This window comes from Corynebacterium sp. TAE3-ERU30 (assembly GCF_019209925.1).
In the GTDB taxonomy this organism is placed as follows: domain Bacteria; phylum Actinomycetota; class Actinomycetes; order Mycobacteriales; family Mycobacteriaceae; genus Corynebacterium; species Corynebacterium megadyptis.
In genome coordinates this window covers 298,876-315,241 of sequence record NZ_JAHUTO010000001.1, presented here as the reverse complement: position 1 = coordinate 315,241, position 16,366 = coordinate 298,876, and the positions used below count along the sequence as shown (strand labels likewise).

Sequence of the window (16,366 nt, the reverse complement as noted above, 5' to 3'; positions counted from 1 at the left end):
GCCAAATTCCACACATGGGTGTGGCATTGCTCCGCATTGTGTCCGTCCTCCGCCCCCGTAGGGTGCGCCATCGCTGCGGGCACAGAGGGATGTGCTGCTGTGATGAGCTGCGGTGACACCGGCGTCTAGCGTGCAGCCGCAGAGTGTGATGTCCGATGTTGTTACTTTGGCAACAGCGGCGCCTGGTGCACAGTAAAAGCCCCACGAATGAGGGTAATTCTCTGTTCGTGGGGTGTGAGTATGTGGTCTCAGGCGCTAGCGAGGCATGGATTGTGCCCCGTTTATCGGCGCTGAGGTGGCCATATGCTGCCCGTTCTGTGGGGATTGAGCCACTTAGAGCTTGCGCATCACAGATACGACTTTGCCGAGGATCTCTGCCTCATCGCCCTTGATCCAGTCGAACTCCATATTGTGCGGGACCAGCCAGACGCCGCTGCGATCCTTATGGAACTCTTTGACCGTTGCTTCGCCATCGATCATGGCTGCCACAAACTCGCCGATCTCGGCTACGGGCTGGGAGCGGACAACCACCCAGTCGCCGTTGAGGATGCCGGCGTCTTTCATAGACTCGCCAACGACCTGGAGCATAAAGAGCTCACCATCGCCGACGATGTCCTGCGGTAGGGGGTAGTAGCTTTCGACGTTCTGCTCGGCAAGAATCGGCGACCCTGCGGCGATGGATCCCACAACCGGAATATAGGTGGTGCTCGACGTGCTTTCCGGAACCTCATCGGCCGGGGAGGGCTTCTGGCTGCGCTTGGACTTCGGGCCGGGGCGCTTTGCCGATTCCGGTAGATGGCGAACATCGACGGCGCGCGGTTTATTGGGATCGCGCCGCAAAAAGCCTTTCTTCTCCAGCTCCTTGAGTTGATAGGCCACGGAGGAGGTGGACTGCAGTCCGGCGGCATCGCCAATTTCGCGAATGCTCGGCGGATAGCCGCGGAGAACAACGGCATCCCGAATCACTTCGAGAATGCGCCGCTGCCGCTCGGAGAGGGCGCTGTAGTCAGGTTCGGAGGGGGTGCGGGCCATGAGGAGTCCTTCGAAAGTTGTCTGGCGATGAGCGAGCAGGTGCGGAGCACGACAAGGGCCGATATGACCCACTGTGCGCTACGGCCCGAAAGGGGCGTGGCGTTCGAACACGCCCAATCGAACATTTTTCTCTTCAAATCATACGGCTGTTCGCCCAGCAGAGCAAGCATGACTGCGGTGTTCGATTGCACTTGCGCGCTATCGAACACACTGTCTATAGTCGAACATGTGAGTGAAGGATTGTTTCGAACGTCCGACGCTCTTCCTACAGTGGCCCCTAGTGATGTACTCGCTCAGTGAAAGGACTTCTCATGACTCTCTCCCTTAACCCCGTATCTGCACCTCGTAGCGCCCGTGGCGTGGGCTCTTCCTACCCGCAGTCCTCTCCGGCGGTGGTGTCTCCGGCCGCCACCTGGAGCGGTGTGCAACGCCGAGAGCTCTCCCGTTCGGCGTGTGGTGTTCGAACGCTTTCTCATTCAGATAGAACACCACGGCGATCGCCTGGGGCGGGTGGTGCTGGCCACGGGGTGTATGATGCGTCGTTTTCTCGGCTCGCCGGGGATGCGTGTGATCGTTCGAATGGCTGCTCCGCAGGTGTAGCTCATTCCTCCCACGGTGCCCCGTGGCGTGCCGTGCTGAAGCAAGCGCTCGTGTCCACCTGTGTGGGTGTGCTCTTGGCTGGTGGTTTCCACGCCGCGATGAGCACCCAAGACGGCCAGGCTCCGTACACCCCGCCGAATCTCGTTACCCAGACGGCGAGTGTGCACTAGTACAGCAGGCGCGAGTGAGGCCGGGGCGGTGTGCCCATCTCGGTAGCTGCTCTCGGGGCCGGGTCGCGCTTCGCTAGACTGGCGTGTCAGATAGCGGTGTTGAGGTGAGGTTCTCAGAGCCGCTGTGTCGGCGGTGTATGCCGGCACCTGATCGGATTGGATTATTGAGGATTCGCCACCATGCACTGTCCCTTTTGCCAGAATCAGAGCTCGCGCGTGATCGACTCCCGCGTGATTGATGCCGGATCGGCCATCCGCCGCCGCCGTGAATGCTCCGAATGCGGCGGCCGTTTCACCACCATCGAAAAGGCCATGCTGTTGGTACTCAAGCGCAATGGCGTCTCCGAGCCCTTTAGCCGCGAGAAGGTGATCACCGGTGTGCGCCGCGCTTGCCAGGGCCGAGACGTCTCTGATGATGCACTCAAGCGGCTGGCCCAAGAGGTGGAGGAGACCGTGCGCAGCCACGGCAGCTCACAAGTCAATGCCAATGACATTGGCTTGGCCATTCTCGAGCCTTTGCGCGAACTCGATGAGGTCGCCTATCTGCGCTTCGCCTCCGTCTATCGCTCCTTTAGCAGTGCCGATGACTTCGAGGCAGAAATTCGCAAGATGCGTCGCGTCGCGAAGAAATCCGACTCCTTCTAGCTCGCCCTCACCACGGACAGTAGCCCGCCCAGCGCACTATCAGCGCAGGCGGGCAATCGCTTTGTCGATGCGCTTGGCCGAAACCGGGCCAGAGGTGCCGAGCCGCTGGGCAAAAAGCGAGACCCGAAACTCTTGAATCATCCACCGAATATCTTTGACCTCGCGGGTGCGGGCCCGCGTATCCGGTAGCGAGTTGAGCTTGTTCTCTAGGGTGTCTTCCACGGCCTCAACCTCATCGAGCAAGTCGAAATCGCGGTCGGGGTCGCGTTCCATATCATCGAGCCGAATCCGCATCGCCGCCAGATAGCGGGGGAGATGCCGGAGATGCTCGATACCGTGTTTGGCCACCGCTCCCTGCGGTAGCAAAAACTCCAGCTGCTTTTTCATATCCGCAATGGCGTCGCCCGTCCACTGCTCGAGCTCGCTAGCCAGATAGGAATAGTCCACCAAGCCCGGGGCAAGCGCCACGATGATGGAACGCACCCGTCCAGGAACCTCTGGGCTCACCGCCTCGCTAAGGGCCTCGAACTCCTCGGGGGTGCGTACCGGTCCGCCGTGGGCGAGCATGAGATCACGAATGGCGGTCACCCGCGCATCCTCAATCAAGCCCGCAGCCTTGCCGTGCGGATAGTTCTCCACGGCGACGCGCTGCTTGAGGGGCAAACCATTGAGCATCTGGCGTTGATTCACAGAAATAGAGCGCATCAGCAGCGTCAATTGCGCGGTGAGCATCGCCGCATCGGCGGCCTCCTTGGTGGGCATAGTCTCCACCACCAAGCCGCCATCTTTGATAACCAGCGCCGGATAGGTGGTAAAGCTCTGCCCATCCACCCGGGTGTCGTGCGTTTCCGCGATCTCACCAATCGAGTCCTTATCCCAGCTGTGCACGGGAGCGGCAGCACGGGAGTGGGCGCGCTTGCGCACCGAGGACTGAATCCGGCCGGCCTGACGCTTCTTCAACGCCTCCAGATCCTTATCGTGATCCACGATCTTTCCCCGCTTATCGATGGCGGCGAAGGTCATGCGCAGATGCGGATCCAGCTTCTCGAAGGAGAAATCGCCGGGATTAATCCCGGTGGCGCCGAGCTTGTTTAGCCCCTCGGCCAGCTGCTGGGTCACGGTAGAGGTATAGGGCACCAGGCTGGGCAGTACCCTTTCGGCGAAGGTAGGTGCGGGGACGACGCTGCGGCGGAGATGCTTCGGCAAGCTACGCAAAAGCTCGGTGATGAGCTCGGAGCGGAGGCCGGGTACCAGCCACGCGAATTCGGCGGCCTCGACTCCGGCGAGTACGGGGATGGGGATACGCACGGTCACGCCGTCGAACTCGGAGCCCGGCTCGAACTCGTAGCTGAGGTCGAATACCAGCGAGCCCTGCTGCCATTTATCGGGGAAGGCCTCCTCGGCCACATCCTCGGCGTCGGGGTTGACTAGCTTGGCCGGATCGAAATCCAAATAGTCGGCGGCGTCGCGCCGCTTGCGCTTCCACCAGCTATCGAAACTCGGGCCCGTGGTCACATCCTCGGGCAGGCGCTCATCATAGAAGCGGAAGAGAGTGTCCTCGTCCACCACGATGTCGCGGCGGCGGGCCTTCGCCTCGAGATGGGAGGCCTCGTCGAGCTTGGCGGCATTCGAGTGGAAGAACTCGTGATGGGTGTTCCAATCGCCCTCGATGAGGGCGTGGCGGATAAACATATCCCGCGCCGCGGCCCGATCGACCGTGTGATAGGCCGTGAGCCGGTCAACCACCACGGGCACACCCCATAGCGTGGAGCGTTGATAGACCATCGCGGCGGCCCGCTTCGAGGACCAATGCGGTTCGGAATACTGATGGCGCAGGAGATCTTTGGCTAGCTTTTCCACCCAGCGCGGATCGATCTCCGCCACAGTGCGGCCCCAGAGGCGGGAGGTCTCCACCAGCTCAGCGGCCATCACATAGGCCGGCTGCTTTTTCGCTACATGTGAGCCAGGGAAAATCCGAAAGCGGGTGGTGCGGGTGCCCAGATACTCCTTGGTTTTCTCCTCGCGCACACCGATATGCGAGAGCAAACCGGCGAGCATACTCATGTGAATACCCGTGACATCGCGATGCTCTGTGTCCTGATTTCGGGCGATGATCTCCTCGGCGGTGGCCTGCGGCTCGGTGGGGGCGTCGTGGCGCTTCCATCCCAGCTGGCGGGCCACCTGCTCCAGCTGGCGCACCAGATCCCACCACTCGCGGATACGCATATAGTGCAGGTACTCGCTCTGCATTTTCTTGCGGAACTTATTGCCCGAGAGCTCCGCCCGCGAGGCCTGGATATAGTCCCACAGGTTGAGCAGGCTGAGAAAATCACTGCTGGTGTCTTTGAAGCGGGCGTGGGCCTGATCGGCTTGGGCCTGCTTCTCGAGGGGCCGTTCCCGGACGTCCTGAATGGTCAGTGCGGCCGTGAGCACCATGACATCGCGGGCGACGCCGCGCTCATTGCCCGCAATAAGCATGCGTGCCAGGCGGGGATCCAAGGGGATCCGCGCCAGCTGCCGGCCGATGGGGGTGAGGATCGGGTTGCCGTCCTTTTCCCCCTGCTCGAGCGCCCCGAGCTCGTGCAGCAGCATCAAACCATCGCGAATCGCCTTGTACTCCGGTGCTTGCACGAAGGGAAACTCCGTGATCGCGCCCAGCCTTAACGACGCCATCTGCAAGATGACGCTGGCGAGGTTGGTACGCAATATCTCCGGGTCAGTGAACTCGGGGCGGGAGAGGAAATTCTGCTCCGAGTAGAGGCGAATCGCGATACCCTCAGCGACACGGCCACAGCGGCCCGAACGCTGGCGAGCGCTTGCCTGGGAGATCTCCTCGATGGGAAGCCGCTGCACCTTGGTGCGGGTGGAATAGCGAGAAATACGGGCCGTGCCGGTGTCGATCACATAGTGAATACCGGGCACAGTCAGGGAGGTCTCGGCGATATTGGTGGCAAGAACGATGCGTCGTCCCGCATGCGGGGAGAACACGCGATGCTGCTCGGCATTCGAAAGTCGGCCGAAGAGGGGAGTGACCTCCACGCCGCGATAGCGCTTGGCCTCGATGGCCTCCATGGCGTCGCGAATATCGCGCTCGGAGGGAAAGAAACACAGGATATCGCCTGGGCCCTCCTGCATTAATTCCTCAATCGCCTCGAGCAGCCCATCGAGGGGATCAATATCGATGGTTTTCTCGCCCTGGGTGATCTCTAGGGGCCGGTAGCGGATCTCCACCGGGTAGGTGCGCCCCGAAACCTCAATGATGGGGGCGGGAGTGGACTCACCACCAAAGTGCGTGGCGAAACGCTCGGGGTCGATCGTGGCGGAGGTGATAATCACCTTCAAATCCGGGCGCTTCGGGAGCAGGCGTTTGAGATAGCCGAGCAGAAAGTCGATATTCAGCGAGCGCTCATGGGCCTCATCGATGATGATCGTGTCATAGGCGTTGAGATAGCGGTCGCGCTGCATCTCGGCCAGTAGGATGCCGTCGGTCATCAGCTTGACCGCAGTGGTCTCCGAGACGCGATCATCGAAGCGGATGGCATAGCCAATCGAGTCGCCGATCTGCTGATCGAGCTCGGAGGCAATGCGCTCAGCCACGGTGCGGGCGGCCAAACGCCGCGGCTGGGTATGGCCGATGAGCCCGCGCCGGCCTCGGCCGAGTTCGAGGCACATCTTCGGGATCTGGGTGGTTTTACCCGAACCGGTTTCACCCGCGATGATCACCACCTGGTGATCGCGGATGGCCTCCTTGATGTCCTCGCGCCGGGCAGAGACGGGCAGGCTCTCGGGATAGTTCAGCGCCGGCACCCGCTCATCGATGGCGAGCACAGAGAGCTCGGCAGAGTCGATATCGGCGGCGATCGCGTTCAGCGCTCGTGGGGAGCGGGCCTTGCGCAGTCGCCGCCGGAAAGAGCGCTCGGCGGCAAGCGATACGTTCTCAAGCCGCGCGAGCAGCTCCTTCTTACTCGGCGCGGAGGACGATGCTGCAGGGGATCCGTGTTCAGAGCGAGGCATAAGAACTTAGATTCTAGCCACTAGCTGCATCCTGGGGCGAGTAGCCCGCGCCCCAGTGGTCATCTCAGGCGCCCGCCGAGTCCGCGCTCGGGGCATGATCGGTGGTGCCGACCGTGGCCTGGTAGGCGCGGGTGATTTCCTTGCCGAGCGCGCTGAAGTCCTCGCTGCGGAAGGAGGAGGAGCGATAGACCAAGCGCATGGTGCGCTGTGCTGTCACCGAGGGGGCGAAGTGGGCGATGGCCACGCCTTGCCGGCCGCCCTCAGCTTTCAGAGCGGAGGCGGGGATAAGGGTGGAGCCAAAACCGGCACCCACGCACTGCAGCACCGTGGTGAGGCTGGTGGCGCGGGTGAAGGTCGAGGATTGATCTTCTGGGTCAGTCTTGGCCACGCGACAGAGATCAATGATCTGATCGCGCAGGCAATGGCCGTCGTCAAGCAAGAGCAGCTGTAGCTGCTTCAACGACGACAGTGTGACGTCAGTGCGGCCGGCCAAGGGATCGTTTTCGTTCACGGCGATCACGAAGTCCTCGTCGTAGAGGGAATAGCTTTCGAGACCGCTGCGGCTGACTGGGGTGGCCAGCAGGGCGCAGTCGATCTGGCCATCGCGGAGCATGGCCTCGAGATAGTGGGTTTGATCTTCGACGATGCGTGGCTCCAGTTCGGGATAGTCCCGATAGAGCAAGGTGAGCAGCTCAGGCAAGAGATAGGGCGCGGCGGTGGGAATAATGCCAATCGTTAAGGGACCTTGGAGTGGCCCATCGGCGCCGCGTGCCTGGGAGAGGAAGGAATTGGCCTGCTCCAAGGTGGCCTTGGCGAAGGGAAGCAGTTTCGCGCCGATCGGGGTGACGATGACCTTACGGGTGGAGCGTTCGATCAGCTGTACTCCGAGCCCAGATTCGAGGGCGGCGAGCGCTTGGGAGAGCGAAGGCTGAGAGATGTTGAGTTTGGCGGCGGCGATGCCGAAGTGCCGCTTTTCCGCGATGGTGACGAAGGTGCGCAGCTGCGCAAGGGTCGGGCGGTAGTCTTTATTGTTCATGCTTATTACTCTATAACAAGACGAAAAGTTTTACTTCTTGACGCCAGCGGAATATGTGGCATACTTATGGCAGCAACGCAGATGGCGGGGCAGGAGCTTATAAGCCCACTGCATCCCGTGAGAGCGAGCTGCTTTTTCCCAGCAATGGGAGGGTAAAAAGCCTAGAGAGCGGCGCGTACGCCACGATGCGGCGGCTACCAGAGCCAGACAGAGGTGATATGCCTCACGTTAGGGTGAAGGGTCGTCAGCCGCGGCCATCGGAGTTGCAACTAAAGCCCGCGGACAGTTGTTGTCTGCACTGCAGTCACCATCACGGCTGTCTGCACCGCTTGTACATTGCTACATCGCATCAGCGATATTTGGAGGAAAACACATGGCTATCATGACCGTTGGAGAAAAGTTCCCTGAGTTCGAGCTCACTGCTCTTAAGGGCGGCGACCTGCACGAGGCCAACGCCACCTCTCCCGAGGATTATTTCGAGACTGTCTCCCTCGACAAGTACGAGGGTCAGTGGAAGGTTGTGTTCTTCTACCCCAAGGACTTCACCTTCGTGTGCCCGACCGAGATCGCTGCCTTCGGCAAGCTGAACGAGGAGTTCCTGGATCGCGACACCCAGGTGCTGGGCGGCTCCACCGATAACGAGTTCGCTCACTTCAACTGGCGTGCCACCCACCCGGAGCTCAAGGGCGTTCCTTTCCCGATGTTCTCCGACGTCAAGCACGAGCTCATCCGCACCCTCGGTGTGGAAAACGCTGATGGTGTCGCTGACCGCGCCACCTTCATCATCGATCCCGATGGTGTGATCCAGTTCGTGTCCGTGACCCCGGACGCTGTGGGCCGTAACGTCGACGAGGTGCTGCGTGCCCTCGACGCTCTGCAGTCCGAAGAGGTCTGCGCCTGCAACTGGGAAGCTAATGACCCCACCAAGAACATCAACAAGATGGACGTGCTCCAGGAAGGTCTGAAGTAATAGATGTCGATTGATAACCTGCGTTCGTCCCTGCCCGATTACGCCAAGGACGTCAAGCTCAACCTGGGTTCTTTGACCCGCACCTCTGAGCTCAACGAGCAGCAGCTGTGGGGCGCCCTCGTGGCCTCCGCCGCCGCTACCCGCAACGAGACGGTGTTCTCCGAGATCGCCGACGAGGCCAAGGAGCACCTCTCCGAGGAGGCTTTCGACGCCGCCTTGGGCTCCGCCACCATCATGGCGATGAATAACGTTGCCTACCGCGCCAAGGGCTGGCTGGGCGATGACTACGCCAAGGTGAAGTTCGGTCTGCGCATGAACATCATCGCGAAGCCGGGCATCGATAAGGCGGATTTCGAGCTGTACTCCCTCGCCGTGTCCACCATCAACGGCTGCGAGCACTGCTCGGTCGCCCACGACAAGACCGTGCGCGAAGAGGGCCTGACCAAGGAACAGGTCTGGGAGGCTGTGAAGATCGCCGCCACCGTCCAGGCTGTTGCCCAAGCTGTAGAGATTGAGGCTGCTCGCTAAGAGCCGATTCTCGCACCGAGACGACGCCCATCACCACCGATGGAGCGTCGTCTTTTGTGTGTCTACGCTCGACACCGCGCTGCCCAGTAACGTTCGTGCTCCGAGGCGAGCGCGGTGGTCTCTCTCCGGCGGGTGCTGTTTAGTGGTAGTCGATCTCTAGGGAGCTGAGCTGCACCTCGCCGGCCGCATCGGAGGCATCGAGATCCACGACGCCCTGGAGCGCGAAGGAATTATCGCCCTCGGGGTCTTTGAATATTTGCCGCACCGACCAGCTGCGCCCATTCTGGCTGAGGTGGAAGTATTCGGGGCCGCGCGCCTCTGGGCCCACATCCATGTCCGCGTATTCGTCGAAATAGGCGTCCATGGCAGCGGGGAAGTCGGGGGCCTCATCGAGATAGTCCACCATCTGGGCGAGGGCGTCCTCCTCCTCATAGGCGAAGAGCTGAGTGAGGCGGAAGAAGTAATTGCGCACCATGATGGTGAAGGCGCGGCGATTCGCGCTGAGCGCGCTCGGATCCTCCACCCCGAAGGCCACCTGCTGGTCCACGGTGTCCTGATCGATGGGCTGGTCGGGATCGGCCATGTGGGCCCACTCATCCAAGAGCGAGGAATCGACCTGCCGCACCAGCTCGCCCAGCCACACAATGATGTCGTCCACCTGCTCGGTGCGGTATTCCGGCGGTACCGAGTGCTCGAGGGTGCGCCACGCATCGGTGAGATAGCGCAACACCACCCCTTCCGAGCGGGCCAGCTGATAGGTGGAGACGAGATCGGAGAAGGTCATGGCCTTGTCGATCATTTCCCGCACCACAGACTTCGGCTTTAACTCAAACTCTTTTACCCAGGGCTGGGTTTCGGCATAGGTGTCGTAGGTCTGCTCCAGCAGCTCCTTCAGCGGCTGCGGATAGGTGATCTCCTCGATCATCGCCATGCGATCGTGATAGTCGTAGCCCTCCGCTTTGAGCGCCTGAATCTCCGCCCCGCGCGCGGCGCGTTCCTGGCCGACCAGCAGCTGTCGGGGATTTTCCAGAATCGCCTCAAATACCGAGATCACATCGAGCGCGAAGGTCTCCGATTCCGGGTCCAGTACCTCCAGTGCGGCGATGGCAAAGGGCGCCAGAGGCTGGTTGAGCGCAAAGTCTCGCTGCAGCTCGGCGGTGAGCTGATAGCGCTCCTCATGCGGGCCACTCCCCGCATGCTTATCGACGATACCTGTCGCCACCAAGCCCTTAATCAAGTCGATAGAGGTAAGTAGCTCGGTGTTCTGTTTAGCGCGCGGGTCATGGGTGCGCCGGATCAACTCCGTGATGTGGTGGAGCCCATCGCCCTCGCGGGCGAGCAGGTTGAGCAGCATGGAGTGCGACACCCTAAATTGGGAGTGCATGTTCTCCGGCTCGGCGTCGATAAGCCGCTCATAGGTGGTGTCCGTCCACGTCACCTCGCCCTTCGGGGCGGCCTTTTTGCGGAGCTTCTTCAGCTTCGCCTCATCCTGGCCGGCGCGCTTGCGCAACTTATAGTTTTCGATCTCATGCTCCGGCGCTTCAATAACCACGGTGCCCACCGTGTCGAAGCCGGCCCGGCCCGCGCGCCCGGCGATCTGGTGGAACTCCCGCGATTTCACGAGGCGTTGGCGCTGGCCGTCGAATTTCACCAGCCCCGTCATCAACACGGTGCGAATGGGCACGTTGATGCCCACGCCCAGGGTGTCGGTGCCGCAAATGACCTTCAAGAGCCCGGTCTGGGAGAGGCGTTCGACGAGGCGGCGATACTTCGGCAGCATGCCGGCATGGTGAATGCCGATGCCCTTGCGCAGCAGCGAGGACAAGGTGGTGCCAAAACGGGTAGAGAAGCGGAAGGAGCCGATCTCCTCGGCGATCTTTTTCTTTTCCTCATCGTTAATGACCTTCAGCGAGGTCAGCGCTTGGGCGCGCTCGGTGGCCTCACGTTGGGTGAAGTGCACCACATAGATGGGGGCTTTGTCCTGCGAGATCAGCTTCTCGATGGTCTCGTGTACCGGGGTATACACATAGGAAAACTCCAGCGGAACTGGCCGCGTCGCCCCAGCGACCAGGGTGGTATCGCGGCCAGTGCGCTCGCTGAGATCCTTTTCTAGGTGCGTGGTATCGCCCAGGGTGGCGGACATTAACAAAAACTGGGCCTTGGGCAGCTCGAGCAGCGGCACCTGCCACGCCCAGCCGCGTTGGGGATCGGAGTAGTAGTGGAACTCGTCCATGATCACCTGGTCGATGGCGGCATCCGCGCCATCGCGGAGGGCGATATTGGCGACGATTTCCGCGGTCGCGCAGATGATGGGCGCCGAGCCATTGACGGTGGCATCGCCGGTCATCATCCCCACCTGCTCGGGACCGAAAATATCGCAGAGGGCGAAGAACTTCTCGCTCACCAACGCCTTAATGGGGGCGGTGTAGTAGGAGCGCTGGCCACGAGCCATCGCGATGAAGGCCGCGGCGATCGCCACCATGGACTTACCCGAGCCCGTGGGGGTGGCGAGAATAACATTATCGCCGGCGAGAATCCCCAGCGACGCTTCCTCCTGGGCGGGGTAGAGGCTCATCCCGCTATCGTCTACCCAGCGCAGATAGGAATCGAATACTGATTCATCGAGCAGCGACTCGGGGACTTCGGCGAGATCCGGCAGGAACTGAGTTAGCGTCGTTTTCACACTTACTCAGACTACCTAGCCTCGCTGCCGCGGCGCCGCAGGCCCCTCGCAGCCAAGCGCGAAGGGTAGCTGCGGGGCGTCCGCCCGCTTAGTGGGACTCGCTATCGCCCTCGCCGCTATCGGCTTCCTCGTTGGAATCCTCCGCAACGGAGTCCTCCTCGCCCGGCTGGGGCTCCTCCTGCTGGGACTCGGCGTGATACATACTGTGCTCCTCGCCGCCGAGACGCTCTAGCATGGCCTGCCAGCGGGTGCGGGGCTGCCCATCCTCGGCGGCGTCCTGGGCGCTGTCCTCGCTGTCGGCGGCAGCCGAGGCATCGCTGGCAACGGAGGCAAGAAACTCCTCAAACTCCGCCCCCAGCTCCTCGGAGGAGGGAATCTCCACGTTTCGGGGAATCAGCGCTTGGGGATTAGCTTCGCGGAAGCGCGCCAGCTGCTCGTCGTACTGCTCCTCTAGGGAGGAGACCACCTGCTGAATCTCCTGGGAGTTAAACGTCTGCTCCGCCAAATCGCGCTTGACCCGCTCGGCATCGGCCTGCAAGGACTTCAGTGGCAGCACCAGCTCACCGACATCACCAATGGCGTGCAAAAGACTCAACGCGGCCTCCGGATACTCCGAGGCGGAGACATAGTGCGGCACATGCGCGGTATAGCCGGCCACATTGCGGCCCCGCTTATTGAGCAGCCGCTCGATATGCAGCGCCGCCGCGCCGGGCACGATGATCTGGGAATCCATGGTGTAGAGCGGCTGAACCAGCTGCGGATCATTGCCGTGGGCCGACACAATCAGTGGGCGGGTATGCGGCACCGACATGGGGGCAGCGTAGAGCGCAATAGTTTGTTCCACACCATAGCGCTCCGCCAGATCGGCCACAGCCTTGCTAAACGCCTGCCAGCGCAAATCCGGCTCCGGGCCGGAGAGCAGCAGAAAGGACCGGCCGGTAGTATCGCGCACCACATTGAGCGTGAGCTTGAGATCATCGATCTCGACTACGCGCTGCTGATCGATCGCCACCGGCGGGCGGCGGGAACGATAGTCAATGAGCTCATCATTGTTAAACGAGGCAATGAGGCGGTGGTCCAAGGCGGAGAGCAAATGCCGCGATACCATCTCCACGGCGCGGCCGGCATCAGCGTAGCCCTCCAAAGCAATCAACATCGTCAGCCCCGGAGTGCTATCGCCATCGCTGTCTCGCTCGGCGGAGGAAGACAGCTCTGGAGAAGGGTACTCCAGTTCGTACATCGAGAAATCGTCTCGTGCCATCGTGCCTCCTTAGGTCATAGAGCGGGCGGAACACACCTGCCGGCGCGCTAGTTACGCCTGTGTTATTAGCTTAGTGTTTTTTCTCTCCCGCTAACGCGTCCAGCACCGTGCAGATGCTGTCCTGATGTGAGCAACAACGCCAGAGCCGCGCCTGCTATTCCCAGTGCGGGTCATCGCAGGGTACGCGTCGGTGGCGCTATCTTCGCATACCGCATAGCCGGATAACCATAGCGCATCTCACCCCACTGGCAGGACTGCGGCCACACGGGAGGCTGTGGATAACTCGGCGCCATCCACAGCACAGCGCCGAAAACGGGCATAGGGGCTGTTGTCCGCGCGATCCTCGGCAACGATACCTGCCATGAGCACACAGCATTTCTCTCCCGGTTCCTTTCTCGCCTCCATCCCCGCGACCCTCGGCTTCTTCCCGCAGGACTCCCTCGTGCTGGCCGGCTTCCACCTCAGCTCCCCGCAGCCTGGGCAGACGACAGCCACGGTCACCTCCGGTCCCATCGCGCGCTTAAGCCTCAGCGATCTCGAGCGTATCGACGCCATCTCCGAGACTCTCGACGCCCTCGATAGTGATTTCTTCCTTGCCTTCATCGTCCGCCAAGGCAATAGCCGTGCACTCGCGCGGCAGGTGGACACACACTGCCGCGCTGCTGAGATTCCGCTCGGGGCCCTGTGGTCCACCTATGAGATCGCCGCGGGCGAGCAGGTGCGTTTGGAGTTCGTCTCCGATACGGTCGCAGCGATCTCCTCCTGGAAGCACCATCTGCGCGGTGATGTGATCCCGCCTTTGGAGCGCACCTCATCGATGCGGGAACTCATCGCCCGCGGCGAGGAGCTACCGGAGCTGGATCGCGAGAGTTTCCTTGGGCAATTCCGACGCGATACCGAGGCTATCTCCGAGGAGCAATCCCGCCTCTGGTCTTGGGCGCTGGAGAACAAAGTGATGGATCTCTACGACAGTGAGGACAAAGACAGCGCCCCCTATGCACTCGTGGAGGAGTTCTTCGCCGCGCTCGATCAGCTGCCCGCCGCGGTCACGGTGGAGGAGATCAAAGAGGATCTTGCCTTCCTCGAGCTGCTGGGATCCTGTCTCGCCGATCGCGCCCTCCGAGATATGGCCATCGTCGCGGTCGGCAACACCTCCTCCATGGTGCTCTACCGGGCCCTCCAGGCAGCCGCGCACGTTTTTTCTGGCACGATTCGGGCCAATGCACTCAGCCTGCTCGCCCTCGAAGCCGCAGCCCGGCAGTGGATGACAGTCGTGCCCGCCGCATTGAGCTGCGCCCAAGAAGAAGAGCAGGGACACACCCTGGCCCAACTGCTCTTCAATGCCTATATGCACGGGCTCATCACAGACTCGGTCACCGCCTGCACCGAGGCCGCCGAGCAGCTGTGCTCCAGCGTCGGCATTCACCGCGCCCGATGCTGCTAGCCCTAGCGGAGAGAGCCCCCGCTGGCTCGAACCGAGGCGGCCGAGTCAGGCCCTGACAGCGCGAAAGGCGGCAACCACACTGGGCTGCCGCCTCTCGCTATCGCTCTGCGCTATGGGAGTGCTAGGGCGCAGACACGCTCGTTAACGCCGCGCGCTATAGGCCCGATCTCCCAGCTGCGAGGTAAAGGACCACGCATCCTGGACAATGGTGCGCAGATCTGTGCGGGTGGGGGTCCAGCCGAGCTGGTCCATCGCCTTGGCCGAGGAGGCGATGAGAGTAGCGGGATCACCGGCGCGCCGGGGTGCGACCTCGGCGGGGATCGGGTGGCCGGTCACCTCGCGGCAGGCATCGATCACCTGGGCCACCGAGTAGCCTTCACCCGAGCCCAGGTTGAAGATGCGGTGCTCGCCAGAGCTATTGGACTCCAGTGCCAAAAGGTGTGCGTCCGCGAGATCGCGGATGTGAATATAGTCGCGCACGCAGGTGCCATCCTCGGTGGGCCAGTCATCGCCGAAGATCATGATCTTATCGCGGTGGCCCAGCGCCACCTGCAGCACCAGCGGGATGAGGTGGGTTTCCACCTCGCGGTTTTCGCCGATCGTGCCATAGGCCCCAGCCACATTGAAGTAGCGCAGGCTGGTTGCCCCTAGGCCATAGGCATGGCAGTAGCTGGTGATCGCGTAGTCGATGGACAGCTTGGTCGCGCCGTAGGGGTTGGTGGGGGCGGTGGGCATGTCCTCGGTGATGGGCACTGTCTTCGGCTCGCCGTAGGTGGCGGCGGTGGAGGAGAACACCAGATTGTTCACCCCGTTCTCGCGCATGGCGTCGAGAAGCGCGAGAGTGGTGACGAGATTGTGTTGCCAGTATTCCTCGGGCTTTTCCACAGACTCGCCCACGAGCGAGCGGGCCGCGAAGTGGGCCACGGCGTCGATCTTGTGCTCGCGGAGCACAGTGGCGGCGACATCGCGAACATCGCCTTCCACGAGCGTAGCCTCGGCGGGCACAGCCTCGCGGTTTCCGGTGGAGAAGTTGTCGATGACGGTGACGGAATGACCTTGTTCAATGAAAACCTGAGCGCACACGCTACCTACGTAGCCGGCGCCTCCAGTGACCAGAATGTTCATAGACTCCAGCCTACTCATTCTCAATTAAACGTCGGACGTCTGCCGATGGGGCGCTGCTCACACTACGCAGCGCGACCGTACACATAGCTCTCCGCCCCGCGCGGGCACCATGATGGCATCGACGAGGGGCGGAGAAAAGTGAATACAACTACGTGAGGGACTAGGCCTTTTCGACACGCACGGCGTGACTCAAGGCAGGGGAGAGGCGTACCTCTTTATCCTCGGTCTTGAACGTAACGCCATTGCGGTCGTGATAGACCGTGACCGTGCTTCCGGTGCAAATTCCCGCGGCGATGAGGCGCTTCATCTCGTCATCATTGACTTGGAGGATCTCATTGACCTGCACGATCCGCACCTTGTGATCGGTGTTTTCTGCCAAGTCCACGATGCGGGTGCCGTGATCCGGTTCGACGTGCTCGCGGCGGCCCAGGCGATCGAGACCTGGGATCGGGTTGCCGAAGGGGGAGCGGTCCACATTGGGCAGCACGTCGAGCAGGCGGCGCTCGACCTCGTCGCTCATCACATGCTCCCAGCGGCAGGCCTCATCGTGAACCTTCTCGATGTCGTAGCCAATGACGTCAGTAAGAAGGCACTCAGCGAGGCGGTGCTTGCGCATCACCGCGATCGCCCGCTGGCGGCCATCGGAGGTCAAATGGAGGCTGCGGTCATTGGCGACCACCACCAGCCCGTCGCGCTCCATGCGGGCTACCGTCTGGCTCACGGTGGGGCCGGACTGCTCCAAACGCTCGGCGATACGTGCCCGAAGGGGAATAATGCCCTCTTCTTCGAGCTCGTAGATCGTCCGCAAATACATCTCGGTGGTATCGACAAGATCCTTCACGAAGCTATAGCCCTTCT

At 61.8% G+C, this 16,366-nt stretch carries 12 protein-coding genes; 5 read left to right on the top strand and 7 right to left on the bottom strand.

What is annotated here, in order from left to right; translation table 11 throughout:
- Window positions 1-333 precede the first annotated feature (333 nt).
- Window positions 334-1,032 (bottom strand): transcriptional repressor LexA, encoded by a 699-nt coding sequence (gene lexA / locus KR227_RS01390; RefSeq protein WP_218363399.1) that lies wholly within the window; start codon window positions 1,030-1,032, stop codon window positions 334-336.
- A gap of 632 nt (window positions 1,033-1,664) precedes the next feature.
- On the opposite strand from lexA, the gene KR227_RS01385 reads away from it, so the two are divergent.
- Together KR227_RS01385 and nrdR are read left to right on the top strand one after the other, a co-directional pair.
- On the top strand, window positions 1,665-1,802 hold the full coding sequence (locus KR227_RS01385; protein WP_218363398.1) for a hypothetical protein: 138 nt from the start codon (window positions 1,665-1,667) through the stop codon (window positions 1,800-1,802).
- Window positions 1,803-1,982: 180 nt separating this feature from the next.
- Window positions 1,983-2,447, top strand: coding sequence for a transcriptional regulator NrdR (nrdR, locus tag KR227_RS01380; RefSeq protein ID WP_151548723.1), 465 nt, complete (start codon window positions 1,983-1,985; stop codon window positions 2,445-2,447).
- Between the two features lie 39 nt (window positions 2,448-2,486).
- Here nrdR and hrpA read toward each other — a convergent pair whose 3' ends face one another.
- Together hrpA and KR227_RS01370 are read right to left on the bottom strand one after the other, a co-directional pair.
- Window positions 2,487-6,461, bottom strand: a complete 3,975-nt coding sequence (hrpA, locus tag KR227_RS01375; RefSeq protein ID WP_218363397.1) for an ATP-dependent RNA helicase HrpA — start codon at window positions 6,459-6,461, stop codon at window positions 2,487-2,489.
- A gap of 64 nt (window positions 6,462-6,525) precedes the next feature.
- A complete protein-coding gene (locus KR227_RS01370) occupies window positions 6,526-7,497 on the bottom strand; it encodes a LysR substrate-binding domain-containing protein (protein WP_218363396.1) in 972 nt (323 codons plus the stop codon).
- A gap of 373 nt (window positions 7,498-7,870) precedes the next feature.
- Here KR227_RS01370 and KR227_RS01365 point away from each other — a divergent pair, with 373 nt between their 5' ends.
- Window positions 7,871-8,467 carry a peroxiredoxin gene (locus tag KR227_RS01365; protein WP_151548720.1) on the top strand — a complete coding sequence of 199 codons (597 nt, stop codon included), beginning with the start codon at window positions 7,871-7,873 and terminating at the stop codon, window positions 8,465-8,467.
- A gap of 3 nt (window positions 8,468-8,470) precedes the next feature.
- Entirely contained in the window at window positions 8,471-8,995 is a 525-nt protein-coding gene (locus tag KR227_RS01360) for a carboxymuconolactone decarboxylase family protein (protein WP_218363395.1), read from the top strand.
- A 139-nt stretch (window positions 8,996-9,134) separates the two neighbouring features.
- On the opposite strand, the gene KR227_RS01355 is transcribed toward KR227_RS01360, so the two are convergent.
- Together KR227_RS01355 and KR227_RS01350 are read right to left on the bottom strand one after the other, a co-directional pair.
- Complete coding sequence (locus tag KR227_RS01355) at window positions 9,135-11,678, bottom strand: DEAD/DEAH box helicase (protein ID WP_218363394.1); 2,544 nt, start codon at window positions 11,676-11,678, stop codon at window positions 9,135-9,137.
- 88 nt (window positions 11,679-11,766) lie between these two features.
- Window positions 11,767-12,939 (bottom strand): PAC2 family protein, encoded by a 1,173-nt coding sequence (locus KR227_RS01350; RefSeq protein ID WP_218363393.1) that lies wholly within the window; start codon window positions 12,937-12,939, stop codon window positions 11,767-11,769.
- 361 nt (window positions 12,940-13,300) lie between these two features.
- Between KR227_RS01350 and KR227_RS01345 the strand changes: the two genes are divergently transcribed.
- Window positions 13,301-14,383: a DUF4192 domain-containing protein gene (locus tag KR227_RS01345; protein ID WP_218363392.1), complete on the top strand. Its 1,083-nt coding sequence runs from the start codon at window positions 13,301-13,303 to the stop codon at window positions 14,381-14,383.
- Between the two features lie 141 nt (window positions 14,384-14,524).
- Here KR227_RS01345 and galE read toward each other — a convergent pair whose 3' ends face one another.
- Window positions 14,525-15,508, bottom strand: coding sequence for a UDP-glucose 4-epimerase GalE (galE, locus tag KR227_RS01340; RefSeq protein ID WP_218363391.1), 984 nt, complete (start codon window positions 15,506-15,508; stop codon window positions 14,525-14,527).
- A gap of 160 nt (window positions 15,509-15,668) precedes the next feature.
- On the bottom strand, window positions 15,669-16,349 hold the full coding sequence (locus tag KR227_RS01335) for a metal-dependent transcriptional regulator (RefSeq protein ID WP_218363390.1): 681 nt from the start codon (window positions 16,347-16,349) through the stop codon (window positions 15,669-15,671).
- Window positions 16,350-16,366 lie beyond the last annotated feature (17 nt).